We start from the raw sequence: 15,829 nt of genomic DNA, 5'->3' as shown, positions 1-15,829 counted from the left end.
AGGTGGGCCTGGTGCAGGCGGATGCGCCGGCACCAGACCCACCGTGAGCGAATCAGGCCCGGTTGCCGAGCTGGTCGGCGCGGGTGGCCGCGACGAACCGAACCCAACTCGCCGGGTCGAAGCTCAGCGCCGGCCCCTGCCGATCCTTGCTGTCGCGCACCCCGATCGAGTCGGCGAACCCCGCCACCTCGACGCACTCACCGTTACTGCCGGACCGGGACGACTTCCGCCACACTCCGTCACGCCTCATCGGTCATCTCCTTCGCGATTGCCGTGATCAACTCACGGGACTCATCGACATCGAGCGCCCGCTCGCCGAGTGAGCGCCACGCTTGCTCGTAGACCTCGATCTCGTACGCCTTGTCAAGGTAGACCGCCCCGCACGGACCGTCCATGTAGATCGTGGTCGGCTCCGGCTCCCGCACGTCGGTGGGAAAGTCGAGCACGGTGAAGGTGCCCGTGTCCGCCCAGCGGAACAGGCCCGCGTTCAGCGGGAGCACCCGAATAATGATGTTGTGCCGCTGGCTGTTCACCACCAGCGATTCGAGTTGCCGGACCATCGCCGACCGATCGCGCAGCGGCCTACGCAGCACCGCCTCGCTGAGGATCACGTCGTAATAGGGTGCCCGAGGCACCGCCCGAGCCAGCAGCCGCTGCCGGCGAAGGCGCACATCCACCTTCGCCTGGCACTCAACCTCGGGCAGATCCGGTTGGTCAAGTGTGATCAACTCACGCATGTACTCGACCGTCTGCAAGAGGCCCGGAATCAGGTCCGCCTCGTACTTGCGGATCTTGGTGGCGGCGGCCTCCAGGCCGACGTACAACTTGAACCAGTCTTCGATCGCCTCCCCGTAGCTGTGCCACCAGCCGTGCGCCTTGGTCTCCCGGGCCAGCGCCCGCAGGGTCTCGATGGTCTCCGCAGAGGCGGCGTAGACCCGGCACATAGCCGCCACGTCGTTCGGGTGCATGGGAACCTGGCCGGTTTCGTAACGCCAGATCCGCGGCGTGGACCATTCCAGTTCCTTGGCCGCTGCCGACACCGTCACGTGCGCGTTTTCCCGAAGTTCTCTCAGATATCTGCCGAGTTGCCTACGCGGGACGGTGCTTCCCGAGTCGTCCACGTTATCTCCTTTGCGGTTGTCGCGTAAGGCACCTCATCCCTTGGTTCGCATTCTGCGGCAGAACATTGCCCGAGGCCAGCGGCGAAACAAGCATTGTGGACGACCCACCGAATCGTGACAGGGTCACGCCCGGGGCGGATGCCTCCCCCGAACCTCATCCCGGCATCCGCCCCGGGCACCATCGGCGATCCATAAAGGAGGGTCATGGATTCGATCGACGCCATTCTCGGCGACATTCCCCTGCCGCCCTACATCACCGCCGAAGACGTCACCTTCGCGATCAAGGCGATCACCGTGCACGCCGCCGAGCAGTGGCCCGACGGCCCGCGCTGCCGCAACGATCGCGCACCCCACCCGTGCCGCCTGCACCGCTGGGGCCGCCGCGTCCTCGACCAGCGGGGCCTCACAGACCCGCAGATCCACGCGTTGATCGCCGAACAGGAAGCGGCCCGCCGATGATCTACGGAACCAGAAAACGCCTACTCCCGCACCACGTCCGCGCCGCCGTCTTCGACCGCCGCTGGCGCGGCCTCGATCCCACCCAGGTACGCGACCACCTCGACCAGGTCGCCGACGAACTCGAACGCCTGCACCGCGAACTCACCACGGCCAACACCGAGGCCGAACGCATCCGCCAGGCCCTCCGGCAGTGGCAGTCGCGACACAAGCGCTGCCACCACCACGCCCCCGACGGCCGGGAGGCGTGATGACCGCACCCCGCTGGATCATCCACCTGCCCACCACGCTCACCAGCCAGCACGAGGCCACCACCCTCGCCGTGGCCCTGCGCGACTCGCTCGGCCACGTCACCGCCATCGACTTCGGCGAAACCACCCTCAGCGAAGAAGACCGCCAGTTCGTGCGTACCCGGATCTGGTGTGACGCCCCGCTCGACGACGCCGACCGCTGCCGACGCCGCGACGACCACGACGGCCCCTGCGCGACCGCCGACGACCCGACCGGCTGACCCGGCTCAGTACGCGCCGCGGCTGCGGATCACCGCGCCGAAGGTCTTCCAGAGGATGGTCAGGTCGACGGCGAGCGACCAGTTTTCCACGTAGTAGAGGTCGAGCCGGATGCCGTCCTCCCAGCTCAGGTCGGATCGGCCGCTGATCTGCCAGAGGCCCGTCATGCCGGGCTTCACCAGCAGGCGCCGGGCCACGTCCCCGTCGTACCGGGCCACCTCGGAGGGGAGCGGCGGACGGGGCCCGACGAGGCTCATCTGGCCGAGCAGCACGTTGGCGAGCTGGGGCAGCTCGTCCAGGGACCACTTGCGCAGCAGCCTGCCGACCCGGGTCACCCGGGGGTCGTCGCGCATTTTGAACATCAGGCCGTCGGTCTCGTTGCGCGCGGCCAGCTCGGCCAGCAGGTCGTCCGCGTTGACCACCATGGTGCGGAACTTGAAGACCCCGAACTCCTCACCGCCCTGACCGACCCGGACCTGGCGGAACAGCACGGGCCCCCGGCTGTCCAGCTTGATCGCGAGCGCGATCACCACGAGCAGGGGCAGCAGCACGAGCAGCGCCACCAGCGACAGCGAGCGATCGACCAGGGCCTTGACCAGCTTCCGCGCGCCCCGGAACTCGGGCGCCTCCACATGGATCAGCGGCAGGCCGGCGACCGGGCGGGTGTGGATGCGCGGGCCTGCGACGTCGGTCAACGTGGGGGCCACCACCAGGTCGATCCCGGTGCCCTCCAACTGCCAGCCGAGCCGCCGCAGCCGGGTGGCGGTCAGCTCACCGGAGGCGGTCACCGCCACGGTGTCCGCGCCGATCGCGGTGGCCGCCTCCGGGATGCCCCGGAACGAGCCGACCACCGGCACGTCGCCCAGCCGCTGCGGCACCGGCGCGAGCAGCGCGTCCGGAATGCAGGCGCCGACCACCTGGTAGCCGGCGTACGGCTCGCGGCGGAGCGTGTGCACCAGCTCCAGGACGTGCGCGGTGTCGCCGACCGCCAGCACCTTGCGGGACCAGCCGGCACCTCGATTGCGGGCGCGGTGCAGCCACTTGCGGGCGGCGAACCGGGCCACCTCCAGGCCCACGGTGCCGACCGCGAAGGTGATGGCCAGGAAACCCCGGGAAACCCCCACCTCGGCGATGTACCCGGCGATGGCGATGCCGCCGGCCAGCCGCAGGCTCGCCGTGCTGACCCGCCGGTACTCGTCGGCGCCGTAGCCGAGCACCCGGTCGTCGTAGCAGCGCATCACCCGCAGCGAGATCAGCCAGGCGAGCAGCAGCGCGGGCGCGACCACCACGTACGGGATCGCCGAGCCGCGCGGCTGTCCGTCGCCGAAGCGGGCGCTGTAACCGACCAGGATCGCGACCGCCAGCACGGCGGTGTCCAGCACCACCAGGGCCCGGATGTACGCCCGTTCGGCGGCGCGCGTCGGCCCGGAACGGTCGCCGCCCTGCGGCGTCGCCGCCGGGCTGGGAGTCAACAGCGTCGCCGAGGTCACCGGCTCTCCCCACTTTGCTCAGGCCGCCCCCGCACCGAACTACCCCGTTCGGGGGTCGCCGGCCCGGAGCTCCCGGACATCATGCCTTGACAGTCATGGACACCGACAGCTTCCGGACGCATTGCCGTCACCTTCCCGAGACCCGGTGGAACCGGAAAGCGTCTCGCCGCAACGGACCCGAGTACGGCGGACGCGTTCGTCGGGCGGTGAGTCAGCGGGACGCCGACGGCCGCAGCGCGATCGCCTGTAGGAAGATCTCACCGATCTTGGTCGGGTCGACGGTGACGAACGTCTGGCCGCCGGTGATCGCCGTGATCGGCTCGAGCTCCCCCTTGCTGACGTCGTTCCCGATACCAATGATGATCATCTGAATCGGCTGCTCCGGGTCGCGCAGCTTCTTCAGCTGGGCGAGCAGTTCCTTGTGGGAGATGCCGTTGGCGTCCTCGTTCTTGCCGTCGGTGAAGAGCACGATCGAGTTGACCTTGCCCGGCTCCCAGTCCTCCTGGACCTTCTTGTAGGCCGCCAGCATGGTGTCGTAGAGGCCGGTGTTGCCGTTCGACGGCTTGATCGAGCCCAGGCCGTGCCGCAACGCGTTGCGGTTGCTCGCCAGCGGCTTGATCGGCACGATCTCCCGATAGTCCAGCGGCCCGTTGAGATTGGTGGAAAAGGTCCACAGCCCGATCGACCAGGAGTCGTCGAAGAGTTGGAGGCCCTGATTCGCCGCCGCGACGGTGACCTGCAACCGGGTGGCGCCGTTGGCGGTCGCCACCTTGCTCCTCATCGAGCCAGAGACGTCGATGACGGCGAGCATCCGGCCGGACTGGGTGGCGACCGACCAGGTGCTGGTGGCCTTCTCGATGGTGGCCGGGTCCAGGCCGGCCGCGCCGCCCTGGCCGACCGGCGCCACGGTTTCGCCGCCCGCCGGGCTCGACGCCCCGCGCGGGCCCTGGAACCCCTCAGCCCAGGTGCCGTCGGGCCCGCGCAGCGACTGCGCGGCAAGCCCGTTGCGGAACTGCGCGGTGTTCAGCGCCTCGAAGAGCACCTTCGCGGCCGACGCCTTGACCGGCTCGATCCCGGGCAGGACCGCGAACGGGTAGTCCAGCGGCGCCGGCGGAGGGTCCAGGTAGAGCGCGGCCAGCGGGACCGGCGGTTTGGTCTTGTTGTACGCCAGGACGTCCTCTTCGGACAACGCCGCGGCGCTCAACCCGGCGGCGATGGCCGTCGGGTCGGACGAGCGAGGGAAGCGCGCCAGGAGGTCCTGGCGCAGCGAGGAACGGTTGGTCGCCAGCTGCCGCAGCGCCCCGATCATCGCCTCCTGCGCCTGCGGCGACCCGGCACTGCCGGTGCCGCCGGCCGCGGCGCTCAACGCAAGCAGCCCGGACAGGCCGGCCGCGTCCTGGGTCGGCTCGACGATGCCGGCGCGCAGCGGCTTGCTGCTGGTGACCTGCCGCAGCAGATCCGTCCAGGTCAGTTTCTTCTCCGGCCAGCCGAACCGGGTGGCCACCGGCTCGGGCATGGCGAGCACCACCGGGCTGTGGGCGATCGAGGCGCCGTTGCCCGGGGCGAAGGCGGTGGCGCCGCCGCTCTTGAGCCGCAGCAGCCAGGTGGACGAGTCCGGCACCCAGATGTCCGGCGTCACCATGGTGCCGCTGGCCTGCCCGACGCCGGAGAGGGTGGCACCGTGCCTGCTCGCCACCGCAGCCGCCACGTCGACCGGCTCGGCGGCGGTGACCGTCACCGCGACGCACGTCTTGTCGACCGCCGCTCCGTCGGCGACCCACTTGTCGGCCGCCGCCTTGATGACCGGCTGGATCTCCGGGGTGGCAGCGACGGACAGCTCGATCCGCCCGGAGCAGGACGGACCCGCCAGCTGCCGGTAACCGACCCAGGAACCGGCTACGACGAGCACGAGCGCGGTGGCCGCTGCGGCGGCACCTGCTCCTCGAAGGCGTGAACGCATGCGATGGCGGCCAGACACGCTGACCATCCTGCGGATCCGGCAGGGTTACTGCCACAACCGTTCGGACGAAAGTTACGCAGCAGCAACCCGTGACCAGCGAACTCTCACGCTGAGTGAACGGCAGGTGATGGCAGAGTGATCACTAACCACCGAGGAGGGGGCTCCGCCGCCCGGCCTCACGGCCGTACGCAGGTCGGGCTCGCCACCGCCACCGGCTCACCCACCGGCTCCGGCACCCCGGTGTCGGGATCCACCCGGAAGACCCTGATCATGTCGGCCCGCTCGTCGGCCACGTAGAGGTGCCCGCCCACCAGGGCGAAGTGTCGCGGCCACTCCCCGCCGGTGTCGACCTCGGCCACCAGTTCGGGCACCGCGCCGGCCAGCACGAAGACGGCCACCGTGCCCACCCCCCGGTTGGCCACGTAGAGAAAGCGGCCGTCCGGCCCGACCGCGACCTCGGAGGGCTGGACGTGCCCGACCCGCCCGCTCGCGTCCACCCGGATCCGCTGGCGAAGCCCGTTGGCGGTCAGGTCATACCCGGTGACCGTTCCGTCCAGCTCGCCGACCAGCCAGCAGCGCCGGCCGTCCGGATGCCGGGCCAGGTGTCGGGGTCCGGCGCCGGCCGGCGTACGCAGCCGTGGGGCGCGCGGCACCAGCCGGCCGGAGGCGGCGTCCAGGTCGTACCGGTAGACCGAGTCGGTGCCCAGGTCGACGGCGAGCAGCGGGCCGCCGTCCGGGTCGGGCGAGACCAGGTGGCAGTGCGGCCGGTCCTGCCGCTGCGGGTCGGCGCCGTGCCCCTCGTGTCGGACCAGGTCGCTGCGTTCTCCGGGCACGCCGTCGCCGCCGAGCGGGAACACGGCCACGCTGCCGCCGCCGTAGTTCGCCACGACGAGGTGCCGCCCGTCCGGGGTGACCGCCAGGTGGCAGGGCTCGGCCCCGCCGGTCGGGCGGACGCCGATCGGGTCGAGATCACCGTCCGGGGCCACCCGGAACGCGCTGACCTGCCCCTCGGGCAGCTCGTTGACCGCGTAGAGCACGGGTGCCGCCGGGTGCCGGACCAGGAACGACGGCGCCGGCGTGACCGCCACCGTGCCGAGCGGGGTCAGCTCCCCCGACACCGGATCGCGGCGGGCGGCGACGATGCCCTCGGCCCGACCGCCCGCCTCCGCCGTGTAGCCACCGATATGGACGATAGTGTCCTGTGCGCGCACCGATCCCACCTTTCGCCGGGTCCTCCGTCGATCCAATCAGAGGTCAGCCCACCGGCACCGGCTCACCGCGTTGCCGGGCGACGTGCTCGACCAGCTCGATCAGGACCAGCTTGCCGGAGTGCCGGTCCCGGGCGTCGCAGAGCACCAACGGCACGTGTGAGTCCAGGTCCAGCGCGTCGCGTACGGCGGCCAGGCCGAATCGCCGGGCCCCGTCGAAACAGTTCACCCCCACCACGAACGGGATGCCGCGCTGCTCGAAGTAGTCGATCGAGGGGAAGCAGTCGGCCAGCCGACGGGTGTCGGCGAGCACCACCGCGCCGAGGGCACCGAAGGCCAGCTCGTCCCAGAGGAACCAGAACCTGTCCTGGCCGGGGGCGCCGAACAGGTAGACCTGCAGGTCGTCGTTGATGGTGATCCGGCCGAAGTCCATCGCGACCGTGGTGGTGGACTTCTCCTCCACCCCGGAGAGGTCGTCGGTGCCGACCCCGGCCCCGGTCAGCACCTCCTCGGTCTGCAACGGCCGAACCTCGCTCAGCGTGCTCACGAGCGTCGTCTTGCCGGCCCCGAAGCCGCCGGCGATGAGAATCTTCAGAGCCAACGGGACCGGCGCCGGGGCCGCCTCCCGGTCAGAGCGCACGAAGTCCACTGACCACCGCCTTGAGGATGTTGTCGTCGGGCAGGTGCACGGCGGCCGGCGGCTGGTGCACCGCGACGAGCCCACGAGCGATCAGGTCGCCGAGGAGCACGCGGACCACGCCGACGGCGAGGTCCAGGTCGGCGGCGAGGTCGGCCAGGGCGGCGGGCGTACGGGCCAACTCCACCAGGCGCCGGTGTTCCGGCTGCAGACCCGGCAGGCCGGCCGCGTCGGCCGCCGGGGCAGCCAGCACGTACGCCACCAGGTCGAAGCCGCCGACCGGCGGCCGCACCCGCCCGCCGGTGACGGCGTACGGACGGACGACCGGACCGGCGGCGGCGTCCAGCCACTCGTGCTGCGGGCCCGGCGACTCAGTCCGCATGGGTCACACCCAACGCGGTGCGGGGCGGGCCGGTCAGATACTCCCCGACCCGGATCACCAGCATCGCCATCTCGTACGCCACCAGGCCGATGTCGGCGTCGGCGTCGCTCACCACCGCCAGGCAGGCGCCCTGCCCGGCCGCCGTGACGAACAGGTACGCGGACTCCATCTCCACCACGGTCTGGCGGACCGACCCGCCGTCCAGGTGCCGGGTGGCGCCCTTGGCCAGGCCGGAGAAGCCGGACGCCAGGGCGCAGAGGTGCTCCGCGTCGCTGCGGTCCAGTTCGGCGGAGGCACCGAGGAGGAGCCCGTCGGCCGAGAGCACCACCGCCTCGCGGGCGGCCGGTACCCGCGCCACCAGGTCGTCGAGCAGCCAGTCGAGATCGGCGTTCTGCCGCGTCGTGTGCACCACTAGGCGTCCCTCTCAGTTGCGGTCGGGGGTTCCGAAGCCGGCGCCGGCGGGCCGGGCTCGGTGGTCGTGGCCTCCGGGAGCCGGTCGGCGGCGGCGCGGGCGCCGTCCCGGCGGCCCCGGGCGGTGCCGGCCTGAAGGGCGGACATGGCCCGCCGGGCCTCCTCGGGCGGCCGGTGCGCCGGGGCGTCCGCGACGACCGGGCGAGCGCGATTCGCCGGTCCGCGTCGGCGGACCCGGCGGGGCAGGCCGTCACCGTCGGCGGGCGGCTCGACCGAGGAGGCGCGGCCGGCGGGCAGCGACACCACCGACGCCCCGGGCCCTTCCCGCGCGGGCCGGGCGGCACCCGGCCGAGGCACCGTGGTCAGCCGGGTCACCTTGGCCAACCGCCGCTCGTCGGGGCCGCTCGGATTGACGTCCGGGCCGATCGTCGGCTCCTCCGTCACCAGGTCGGTCGGCAGGAGCACGCTGGCCGTCGTGCCGGCCGGGGTGGCCAACCGCAACTCGACCCGGACGCCGTGCCGGGCAGCCAGCCGGGCGACCACGAACAGGCCCAGCCGGGCACTCTCGGCCGGATCGAAGTCCGGGGCGCGGGACAGTCGCCGATTGGCGTCCGCCAGGGTCTGGGGCGACATGCCCAGCCCGTGGTCGGTGATGTCGATGGCGTACCCGCTGGGCACGCTGCGCCCGGTCACGTCCACCCGGGTGCCGGGCGGGGAGAAGGCGGTGGCGTTCTCGATCAGCTCGGCGAGCAGGTGGATCACGTCGCCGACGGCCCGGCCGAGCACCCCAGCCGGCTGCATCTGCCCCACGTCGACCCGGTCGTACGACTCCACCTCGGAGATCGCGCCGCGCACCACATCGACCGCGGCGACCGGGCTGCGCCAGCCCCGGCCGGGGGCCGCACCGGCAAGAATGACCAGGTCCTCGGCGTGCCTCCGGAGCCGGGTGGCGAGGTGGTCAACCTGGAACAGCCCGGCCAGCTCATCCGGGTCCTCGGTCCGCCGCTCCAGCCGGTCCAGCAGAGCCAACTGCCGGTGCACCAGCCCCTGGCTGCGCCGAGCGATGTTGAGAAACACCTCGTTGAGGCCGCGGCGCAGGGTGACCTCGTCGACGGCGGCCTGCACGGCGGTGCGGCGTACCTCGTTGAACGCCCGCGCCACCTGGCCGATCTCGTCGCTGCCGTGGTCCAGCTCCGGCGCCTCCCGGGCGACGTCCACGTCCTCACCGCGGCGCAGTCGGGCGACCACGTCGGGCAGCCGCTGCTCGGCCATGTCCAGCGCGGCGGTGCGGACCCCGGTCAGCCGGCGGACCAGCGACCGGCCGACCCGCAGGGCCACCAGCAGACAGAGGACGATGGCGAGCAGACCGAGCACCCCGGCGGCGCCGAGCCGGACCAGGATGCCCACCGCCATCGGCACGGACCGCTCGGTCAGGTCGTCGGCGCCGCGCAGCTCGAAGTCCCGCAGCCCCTGCCAGACCGCCGCCTGGCTGGACTCCCAGGCCCGTACGTCGAGATCGGCGGGCAGGTCCCGGCTACGGATCAGGGTGTCCTGGAGGGCGTGCAGCCGAACGTACGCCTCCCCCTCGACGAATCGCCGGTGTTCGGCGCGGGCCGCGTCGGGCAGGTCGGCCACCGCGGTTTCCATCAGGAAGCGCTGGTTGTCGATGGTGCGTACCAGTTGCTGGTGCTCGCCCTCGGCGTACCGGCCGGCGGTGAGCGCGCCGGCGAGCAGCGCGTCGGTCTGGTTGAGCAGCTCCCGGGACCGGCCGAGCGCGGTCAGGGCCAGCGCCTCGCGGTTGATCTGGTTGTCGGGCAGGGTGGCCAACGCGGAGAACGCCTGGAAGGCGGAATTGACCATGCCGTTGTAGAGCCCCATCGCCCCGGCCCGGTCGACCTTCCGGGCGTCGATGTAGCCCCGGCCGGCTGGCAGCGCGTCGAGCGCGGAGAGCAACTGGTCGAGCCGGGTGTTGAGCAGGTCGTCGGCCGCATCGCGCAGATCCGGCCCGTCGACCCGGCGGCGCAGTTCGGCGACGGCCTGGTCGGTGCGCGTGCGCTGCTCGGCCAGGGCGGGCAGGGTGCCGTCTCCGGCGAGTTGGACCACCGAGAGCCGGCGTTCCCGTTGCAGCTCGGCGACGACCGCTTCGCCGGGCCGGCCCAGGTCGTAGAGGAGGGTACGCGCGGCGAGCAGGTCGAGGGCGGGCCCGAAGGTCAGTGAGGTCGCGAAGATCCAGAGCGCCAGCAGCGCGGTCACCGGACCGATGACCAGCGCGGTCAGCTTGGCGCGGATCGGCCAGTCACGGGTGTTCATCAGACCTCGCCCGGAAGGGTGTCGCAGGGGTGGCGCTGGCACCGGCCGAGCTTCCCCGGCCACGACGCCCGGCCCGGCTCGGGCGCCCTGGGCAGGATACGTAATCACCGGCGGTTGCACTACCGGCCGTCTCGCCCGTCGCTACCGTCCGAGAATCCTCAGGAAATCGCCGCGGATCGGGATTGGCGATCACGAGGTGGAGGAATACCAGCGTACGACGTCACAAGCCGCTGAGGAGGTCGCCGACCATGCGCCAGGAAGAGCAGGACCCGCGCGAGCCGCGGGAGGCGGAGGCCGCCGACGCCGACGGCCGGCCGGAGTACCACGACCCGGCGCCGGTGCAGACGGCGTTCGTCGGGGCGACCACGGTGGCCGACGCGGTGGCCGCCTCGGCGCTCGCCAGTGGGCGGCCCGAGGACGAGCGGGATCAGCGCGGCGAGGACACCGCCCAGCCGGGCGACGGGGCCCCGGGACGGACCGACCCGTTCGACGACGCGCGGGCCGATCCGACGGCCGGCGATTGGCTGCACAGCCCGGAAGGCGCCGAGCGCTCCGGCCCGGGCGAGGGGTCGGCCGTCGAGACGGCCGGCTACGGCGGCGCCGAACCGGCCATGGTCGACCCGGACGCCGGGACGCGTGGTGCCGAGCGCTGACCTGCGTCCCGGCGGCATGGCCCGGCCGCTGCCGGGTACGCCAGGGGGATCACGGAACGGGACAGGAGGCAGCAGCATGACGGATCGTGATCGCGGTGGCGATCGGCCGCTGGAGGAGACCCCCGAGGCGGCCGCGGCGGTGGACGACGACAGCACGGTGCCGCAGCTGCGCACGGGCGGCGGGACAGACCGGGACAACCCCGCCTTCACGGAGCCCGACGGCGCGGTGCCCGACACCGGGTCACCGGACATCCTCGGCGACCCGTACGCGGCCGGGTTCGGGCCGACCGGCACCGGGACCGGGGCGACCGGCACCGGCACCGAGGGGGCCGCTGACAACCGGCGCACCGGCGGCGAACAGCCGTGGGATCCCGAGGACCTGGTGCTGGCCCGGGGTCAGGACCTCACCCCGCAGAACATCGAGCGGGCCCGCCGCGACCTGGCCGAGCTGGGCCGGGCGGCGATCGAGAAGACGGTCCCCTGACGGCCGCACAGCCGCACGGCCGGGGGCCCCCGGCCGACCTCGTCGGGTCGACCGGGGGCCCGTGGGAACCCGCGCGGCGGTGCCTCACTCCCGCGCAGCGGGTGGGCCGGCCGCTAGCTCAGGAGAGCGGCGGGTAGGCGTTGCGCATGAGCTCCTGGAACTGCGCGGAGAACCAGGCGCCCGAGATCGGCGCGTTCGGCAGGGCACCGCTCATGCTGTTGCCGTTGCGGGCGTTACCGGTGTAGGTCGGGTCGCACATCCGGTCGAAGCCCTTGCCCTCGTTGTTCGGGATCTCCTTGCTGGAGCCGTCCGACTCGCCCGGGGGCTTCACCCAGACGTAGGCGTGGATGCCCGTCGTCGGGTTGGCCCGGGGACGCTCGCCGAGGCCCGCACCGGCCTGGTTGCACCAGTTGCCGGCGTGGACCCGCCGGTCGATCCGGCCGCCGTCGACGTAGGCGTCGACGCTGGTGGTCGGGCCGGCGTTCTTGGGCCGGGCGGTGCCACCCCAGCCGTTGCGGGAGGTGTCGATCAGCATGCCGACGTTGCTGTCGAAGCCGGCCGAGACCGCCTGCTGCCGGAAGGCCTGGGCGAACGTCAGCTCATCGACGTACTGGTTCCAGTCGATCCACTTGGACTGCCGCACGGTCTGGCCGTTCACGTTGTCAGTGATCTTGACGTACGGCTCCTGCAGGGCCGAGTAGTTCGCCGTGTTGACGATGAAGCCGCGCACGTTCTTCACCGTGCTACCGGAGGCGGTGGCGGCCTGCTTGATGGTCTGGATGGTCGGGCCGAGGTTGGTGTCCCAGCCGATCCAGCCGTGGTGCGCGGCGTCGACGTAGTTGTAGACGCTACCGATCGCGCCCAGCTTGGCCAGGGCGTAGCCGACGCCGTTCACGTACGCGCCGTTGGCCTTGACCGTGTCGCACATCGCCGTGCCGCCCGCGTTGCCCGAGGTGTTGGTCACCAGGTTGGGCAGCGAGTCGATCTCGATGATGTTGATGATCCGCAGGTTCCGGTACTTCGCGTCGCCCTGGATCGCGGCGATCGGGTCGATGTACTCGGCCTTGTAGCGGGGCAGGTCGTTCGGGCCCAGCTCACCGTTGGAGGCCAGCGCGGAGCAGTCCCGGCCGGGCAGGTCGTAGATGACGAACTGGATGTAGCCGGCACCCTGCCGCAGCGCCTCGTCCAGATGGTCCCGGACGCCCATCGCGCCGTTGGAGCTGCTGTTGGGGGTGCCGTTGATGGCGGCGATCCGGTCCAGCCAGACCGCGGTCGGGTTGTTGGAGACCCGGTTGCCGCCCGGCTCGCCGTCGGCCTTGGCCTTCCACTCCGGGTTCACGTACCCCTTGACCCCGGCGTACGGGTTCTCCACCCGCTGCCCCGGGGAAGTGGTCGGGGAGACGGTCGGAGACGTGGTCGGGGAGGTGCTCGGCGAAGTCGTCGGCCGCGTCGTCGGCGACGCCGAGGTCGGCGGGGTGCTGGTGGGCGGGGTGCCACCGTTGCAGACCGTGCCGTTCAAGGTGAACTGGGTCGGCTTCGGGTTGCTGCCGCTCCAGGCGCCGTTGAACCCGATGGTGGTGCTGGCACCCGAGGACAGCGAGCCGTTGTAGGACTCGTTCTTCGCGGTGACGTTCCGGCCGCTCTGCGACCAGATCGCCGACCAGCCCTGCTGCACCTGCTGGGTGGTGTTCGGGAAGGTGAAGCCGAGCGTCCAGGACGTGAGCGGGTCACCGAGGTTCTTGATCGTCACGGTGGCGGTGAACCCACCCGGCCAGTCGCTGGTGCTGTAGTCCACGCTGCACTGGGTCGCGGCCTGCGCCGCGGTGACCGGAATGGTCACCAGTCCGCCGGCGACCAGGACGCCCGCACCGGTCAGTGCGAGCGCCCGGCTCCGGCCGGACAGCCTTCTCCACAGATTCATGCCACTGATCTCCTTGAGCGAGACCGGATCCGCGCGTAACGGCCCGGCGAAATGGGCCCTTGGGACGTCCGCCACGGACGGCCTTCGGCGCCACGGGTGTCTTCGGGGGGTGCCCGACCCGGACGGGCTTGGTGGTGGTGGTGAACGCGACCGGCCGACTTCGGCCGGTCGAGGGGTCGGACGTCGCCCGGTGCCCCGGGTGCCCTCGACGTCTGAGCTCGCGGTGTGGCTCCCCGAACCGCGTGCAGCGATTCTTGCATGGGAGCGCTTCCATGGCAATGCCTCAATGAAAGACCAGGCCGACCCCGGGGCGAACAGCTCAGGCGAGACGAGTGCGGCCAGTTGCCGGCAGACGGGTCGAGGCAGTGAAGCAGCGCGCCCGATGCGGCATAAGCCATGTAGCACCCCCTATGCCACTAGGAGTCAACAAACTGCTGAACACGAATCTTTGCTCGGATAAGTCGCGAAACGGTCTAACGTTGGCCGTAGCTCGACCGTCGTCGGGCTCAGGACAAACAGGGATGGAGTGACGCAGGTCATGGGAAAGAAGATGCTCGGAAAGGTCGTTGCGGGCGCCGCTCTCGGCGGCGCGTCCCTGCTGCTGTTCTCGCCCGGGGCGGCGAACGCGGCCGCACACAGTGCGTACGTGGACAGCGTCACCGCTGCGCCGCAGGCAGGCCTTCTGGACAACTGCCGGGACCACGAGGACTGGGGCCAGTCCGATGACTACTGGCAGCCGGGCGACTGGGGACAGGGCGGCGGCATGACCGACGATGGGTCGGACATGGACGGCAAGGACCACGACGGCAAGGACGGCAAGGACGGCAAGGAGCACGACGGCAAGAAGGAGGAGGAGCGCAACGACCGGGACAACCGGGACCGCGACGGCAAGGAGCGCGGCCGCGAGGAGGAGCGCAACGACCGGGACAACCGCGACCGCGACGGCAAGGAGCGCGGCCGCGAGGAGAAGCGCAACGACCGGGACAACCGCGACCGCGACGGCAAGGACCGCGAGCGTGAGCGGTGCCGGGACCACGAGTTCAAGCACGAGGAGCGGCGGGGCTGCGAGAAGCGGTGCGAGGACCGCTGGGACAGCGAGGACCGCGGCTTCCGGGGCGACCGCCGGGACGGCCGCCGGGACGAGTGCCGGGACGACTTCCGCGACGACCGCCGGGACGACCGCCGGAACGGCCGCCGGGACGAGTGCCGGGACGACCACCGGGACGGCCGCCGGGACGAGTGCCGGGACGGCCGCCACGACGGCTTCCGGGACGAGGACCAGCGTGGCCGCGACGGCAAGGACCGCGACCGTGACCGCGACCACTGCTTCCCGCGCGGCCACGTTGACGGCGGCGACGGCGGCATGAGCACCACCAGCATGAACGGCAGCATGGCCGCCAGCGGGGTGGGCGTGATCGGCGCCGCCGCCCTGGGCGGAATGGTCCTGCTGCGTCGGCGGCGGGCCAATGAGCTCGTCTGACCGGACGGCGACACGGGCCGGCGGCCGTCACGGGAAGCCGTGGCGCGCCGCCGGCGCGGCCGTCGTCGTTCTCCTCGCCGTGGTGGGCGCCGTCATGATCGGCGCGTCCTTCCGGACCGTGCCGCCGCCCCGCCCGCCCCAGCCGCTCGCCCAGGCCGCCACGGCCGGCCCGACCACGACCCCCACCACCTCACCCGCCATCCCGGGCCCCGCTAACGGCGCCAATCCGGCGACCGCCGGCCCGCTGACCGCCGACCAACCCTCCGCCGACGACCCGGCGCCGAACCCGGACCTGGCCCCCGCCGCGCTGTCCCGGTCGACCCCGACCAGCGTCACGATCCCCACGATCGGCGTACACGCCGAGATCATGAGCCTGGGCCTGAACCCGGACGGCAGCATCGAGGTGCCCCCGCTGGCGCAGGCCATGAAGGCGGGCTGGTACTCCCTCGGGGCCAGCCCGGGGGAAGCTGGCAACGCGGTCATCGTCGGCCACGTCGACTCGTCCAAGCTCGGTCCGGCGGTCTTCTTCAACCTCGGTGCGCTCAAACCGGGCGACACCATCAGCGTCGCCCGGGAGGACGGCTCGACCGCCACCTTCACCGTCAACGAGGTGAAGTCGTATCCGAAGACGGACTTCCCCACCGAACTGGTCTACGGCCCCAGCGACACCCCCAGCCTTCGGGTGGTCACCTGCGGCGGGGCCTTCGACCAGAGTGCCGGCAGCTACGTCGACAACGTCATCGCATTCGCCACCATGACCCCGTGAGGCGGTGCGAACGGGCGCGGCCCGGTGGTCGGTCACCCGAC

At 71.9% G+C, this 15,829-nt stretch carries 17 protein-coding genes; 7 read left to right on the top strand and 10 right to left on the bottom strand.

Annotated elements, in window-relative coordinates; all coding sequences use genetic code 11:
- Positions 1 to 52: 52 nt before the first annotated feature.
- Both ABZ671_RS22630 and ABZ671_RS22625 read right to left on the bottom strand, forming a co-directional pair.
- Positions 53 to 235 carry a DUF397 domain-containing protein gene (locus ABZ671_RS22630; protein WP_357861539.1) on the bottom strand — a complete coding sequence of 61 codons (183 nt, stop codon included), beginning with the start codon at positions 233 to 235 and terminating at the stop codon, positions 53 to 55.
- Positions 236 to 239: 4 nt separating this feature from the next.
- The gene (locus ABZ671_RS22625; protein WP_357861432.1) at positions 240 to 1,121 is read right to left on the bottom strand and encodes a helix-turn-helix transcriptional regulator; all 882 of its coding nucleotides are present in this window, start codon (positions 1,119 to 1,121) and stop codon (positions 240 to 242) included.
- 204 nt (positions 1,122 to 1,325) lie between these two features.
- Between ABZ671_RS22625 and ABZ671_RS22620 the strand changes: the two genes are divergently transcribed.
- From ABZ671_RS22620 to ABZ671_RS22610, 3 genes are read left to right on the top strand one after another with little or no spacing between them, the layout of a single operon-like run.
- Positions 1,326 to 1,580, top strand: a complete 255-nt coding sequence (locus ABZ671_RS22620) for a hypothetical protein (protein ID WP_357861431.1) — start codon at positions 1,326 to 1,328, stop codon at positions 1,578 to 1,580.
- Positions 1,577 to 1,828 (top strand): DivIVA domain-containing protein, encoded by a 252-nt coding sequence (locus ABZ671_RS22615; protein WP_357861428.1) that lies wholly within the window; start codon positions 1,577 to 1,579, stop codon positions 1,826 to 1,828. Before ABZ671_RS22620 ends, ABZ671_RS22615 begins: the two co-directional genes overlap by 4 nt.
- Complete coding sequence (locus ABZ671_RS22610; RefSeq protein WP_357861426.1) at positions 1,828 to 2,088, top strand: hypothetical protein; 261 nt, start codon at positions 1,828 to 1,830, stop codon at positions 2,086 to 2,088. The genes ABZ671_RS22615 and ABZ671_RS22610 overlap by 1 nt, the downstream gene beginning before the upstream one ends.
- A gap of 6 nt (positions 2,089 to 2,094) precedes the next feature.
- Here ABZ671_RS22610 and ABZ671_RS22605 read toward each other — a convergent pair whose 3' ends face one another.
- The 7 genes from ABZ671_RS22605 to ABZ671_RS22575 all read right to left on the bottom strand — a co-directional run bounded on the left by ABZ671_RS22605 (position 2,095) and on the right by ABZ671_RS22575 (position 10,484).
- Positions 2,095 to 3,561: a sugar transferase gene (locus ABZ671_RS22605; protein ID WP_357861537.1), complete on the bottom strand. Its 1,467-nt coding sequence runs from the start codon at positions 3,559 to 3,561 to the stop codon at positions 2,095 to 2,097.
- A 226-nt stretch (positions 3,562 to 3,787) separates the two neighbouring features.
- Positions 3,788 to 5,536, bottom strand: a complete 1,749-nt coding sequence (locus ABZ671_RS22600; RefSeq protein WP_357861424.1) for a substrate-binding domain-containing protein — start codon at positions 5,534 to 5,536, stop codon at positions 3,788 to 3,790.
- Positions 5,537 to 5,712: 176 nt separating this feature from the next.
- Positions 5,713 to 6,756: a lactonase family protein gene (locus ABZ671_RS22595; RefSeq protein ID WP_357861422.1), complete on the bottom strand. Its 1,044-nt coding sequence runs from the start codon at positions 6,754 to 6,756 to the stop codon at positions 5,713 to 5,715.
- A 34-nt stretch (positions 6,757 to 6,790) separates the two neighbouring features.
- Positions 6,791 to 7,393: an ATP/GTP-binding protein gene (locus ABZ671_RS22590; RefSeq protein WP_357861420.1), complete on the bottom strand. Its 603-nt coding sequence runs from the start codon at positions 7,391 to 7,393 to the stop codon at positions 6,791 to 6,793.
- Complete coding sequence (locus tag ABZ671_RS22585; protein WP_357861418.1) at positions 7,374 to 7,763, bottom strand: DUF742 domain-containing protein; 390 nt, start codon at positions 7,761 to 7,763, stop codon at positions 7,374 to 7,376. Before ABZ671_RS22585 ends, ABZ671_RS22590 begins: the two co-directional genes overlap by 20 nt.
- The gene (locus ABZ671_RS22580; protein ID WP_357861416.1) at positions 7,753 to 8,175 is read right to left on the bottom strand and encodes a roadblock/LC7 domain-containing protein; all 423 of its coding nucleotides are present in this window, start codon (positions 8,173 to 8,175) and stop codon (positions 7,753 to 7,755) included. Before ABZ671_RS22580 ends, ABZ671_RS22585 begins: the two co-directional genes overlap by 11 nt.
- On the bottom strand, positions 8,175 to 10,484 hold the full coding sequence (locus ABZ671_RS22575; RefSeq protein ID WP_357861414.1) for a nitrate- and nitrite sensing domain-containing protein: 2,310 nt from the start codon (positions 10,482 to 10,484) through the stop codon (positions 8,175 to 8,177). Before ABZ671_RS22575 ends, ABZ671_RS22580 begins: the two co-directional genes overlap by 1 nt.
- 248 nt (positions 10,485 to 10,732) lie before the next feature.
- Here ABZ671_RS22575 and ABZ671_RS22570 point away from each other — a divergent pair, with 248 nt between their 5' ends.
- Both ABZ671_RS22570 and ABZ671_RS22565 read left to right on the top strand, forming a co-directional pair.
- Positions 10,733 to 11,137 carry a hypothetical protein gene (locus tag ABZ671_RS22570; RefSeq protein ID WP_357861412.1) on the top strand — a complete coding sequence of 135 codons (405 nt, stop codon included), beginning with the start codon at positions 10,733 to 10,735 and terminating at the stop codon, positions 11,135 to 11,137.
- Positions 11,138 to 11,213: 76 nt separating this feature from the next.
- On the top strand, positions 11,214 to 11,621 hold the full coding sequence (locus ABZ671_RS22565) for a hypothetical protein (RefSeq protein ID WP_357861410.1): 408 nt from the start codon (positions 11,214 to 11,216) through the stop codon (positions 11,619 to 11,621).
- A gap of 118 nt (positions 11,622 to 11,739) precedes the next feature.
- On the opposite strand, the gene ABZ671_RS22560 is transcribed toward ABZ671_RS22565, so the two are convergent.
- Entirely contained in the window at positions 11,740 to 13,542 is a 1,803-nt protein-coding gene (locus ABZ671_RS22560; protein ID WP_357861408.1) for a glycoside hydrolase family 6 protein, read from the bottom strand.
- Between the two features lie 538 nt (positions 13,543 to 14,080).
- On the opposite strand from ABZ671_RS22560, the gene ABZ671_RS22555 reads away from it, so the two are divergent.
- Both ABZ671_RS22555 and ABZ671_RS22550 read left to right on the top strand, forming a co-directional pair.
- On the top strand, positions 14,081 to 15,022 hold the full coding sequence (locus ABZ671_RS22555) for a hypothetical protein (RefSeq protein WP_357861406.1): 942 nt from the start codon (positions 14,081 to 14,083) through the stop codon (positions 15,020 to 15,022).
- Complete coding sequence (locus ABZ671_RS22550; RefSeq protein WP_357861403.1) at positions 15,009 to 15,788, top strand: class F sortase; 780 nt, start codon at positions 15,009 to 15,011, stop codon at positions 15,786 to 15,788. The genes ABZ671_RS22555 and ABZ671_RS22550 overlap by 14 nt, the downstream gene beginning before the upstream one ends.
- Positions 15,789 to 15,829: the final 41 nt, after the last annotated feature.

Origin of the sequence: Micromonospora sp. NPDC006766 (genome assembly GCF_040636055.1) — a bacterium.
Lineage (GTDB): Bacteria > Actinomycetota > Actinomycetes > Mycobacteriales > Micromonosporaceae > Micromonospora.
The sequence above is the reverse complement of the archived record's forward strand: the minus strand, read 5'-3'. Positions and strand labels throughout refer to the sequence as shown.

Excerpts from the sequence above, each read along its gene's own strand:
- ABZ671_RS22620 (WP_357861431.1), top strand. The coding sequence starts at position 1,326 with ATGGATTCGATCGACGCCATTCTCGGCGACATTCCCCTGCCGCCCTAC.
- ABZ671_RS22615 (WP_357861428.1), top strand. The coding sequence starts at position 1,577 with ATGATCTACGGAACCAGAAAACGCCTACTCCCGCACCACGTCCGCGCC.
- ABZ671_RS22610 (WP_357861426.1), top strand. The coding sequence starts at position 1,828 with ATGACCGCACCCCGCTGGATCATCCACCTGCCCACCACGCTCACCAGC.
- ABZ671_RS22600 (WP_357861424.1), bottom strand. The coding sequence starts at position 5,536 with ATGCGTTCACGCCTTCGAGGAGCAGGTGCCGCCGCAGCGGCCACCGCG.
- ABZ671_RS22585 (WP_357861418.1), bottom strand. The coding sequence starts at position 7,763 with ATGCGGACTGAGTCGCCGGGCCCGCAGCACGAGTGGCTGGACGCCGCC.
- ABZ671_RS22575 (WP_357861414.1), bottom strand. The coding sequence starts at position 10,484 with ATGAACACCCGTGACTGGCCGATCCGCGCCAAGCTGACCGCGCTGGTC.
- ABZ671_RS22570 (WP_357861412.1), top strand. The coding sequence starts at position 10,733 with ATGCGCCAGGAAGAGCAGGACCCGCGCGAGCCGCGGGAGGCGGAGGCC.
- ABZ671_RS22565 (WP_357861410.1), top strand. The coding sequence starts at position 11,214 with ATGACGGATCGTGATCGCGGTGGCGATCGGCCGCTGGAGGAGACCCCC.
- ABZ671_RS22560 (WP_357861408.1), bottom strand. The coding sequence starts at position 13,542 with ATGAATCTGTGGAGAAGGCTGTCCGGCCGGAGCCGGGCGCTCGCACTG.
- ABZ671_RS22555 (WP_357861406.1), top strand. The coding sequence starts at position 14,081 with ATGGGAAAGAAGATGCTCGGAAAGGTCGTTGCGGGCGCCGCTCTCGGC.
- ABZ671_RS22550 (WP_357861403.1), top strand. The coding sequence starts at position 15,009 with ATGAGCTCGTCTGACCGGACGGCGACACGGGCCGGCGGCCGTCACGGG.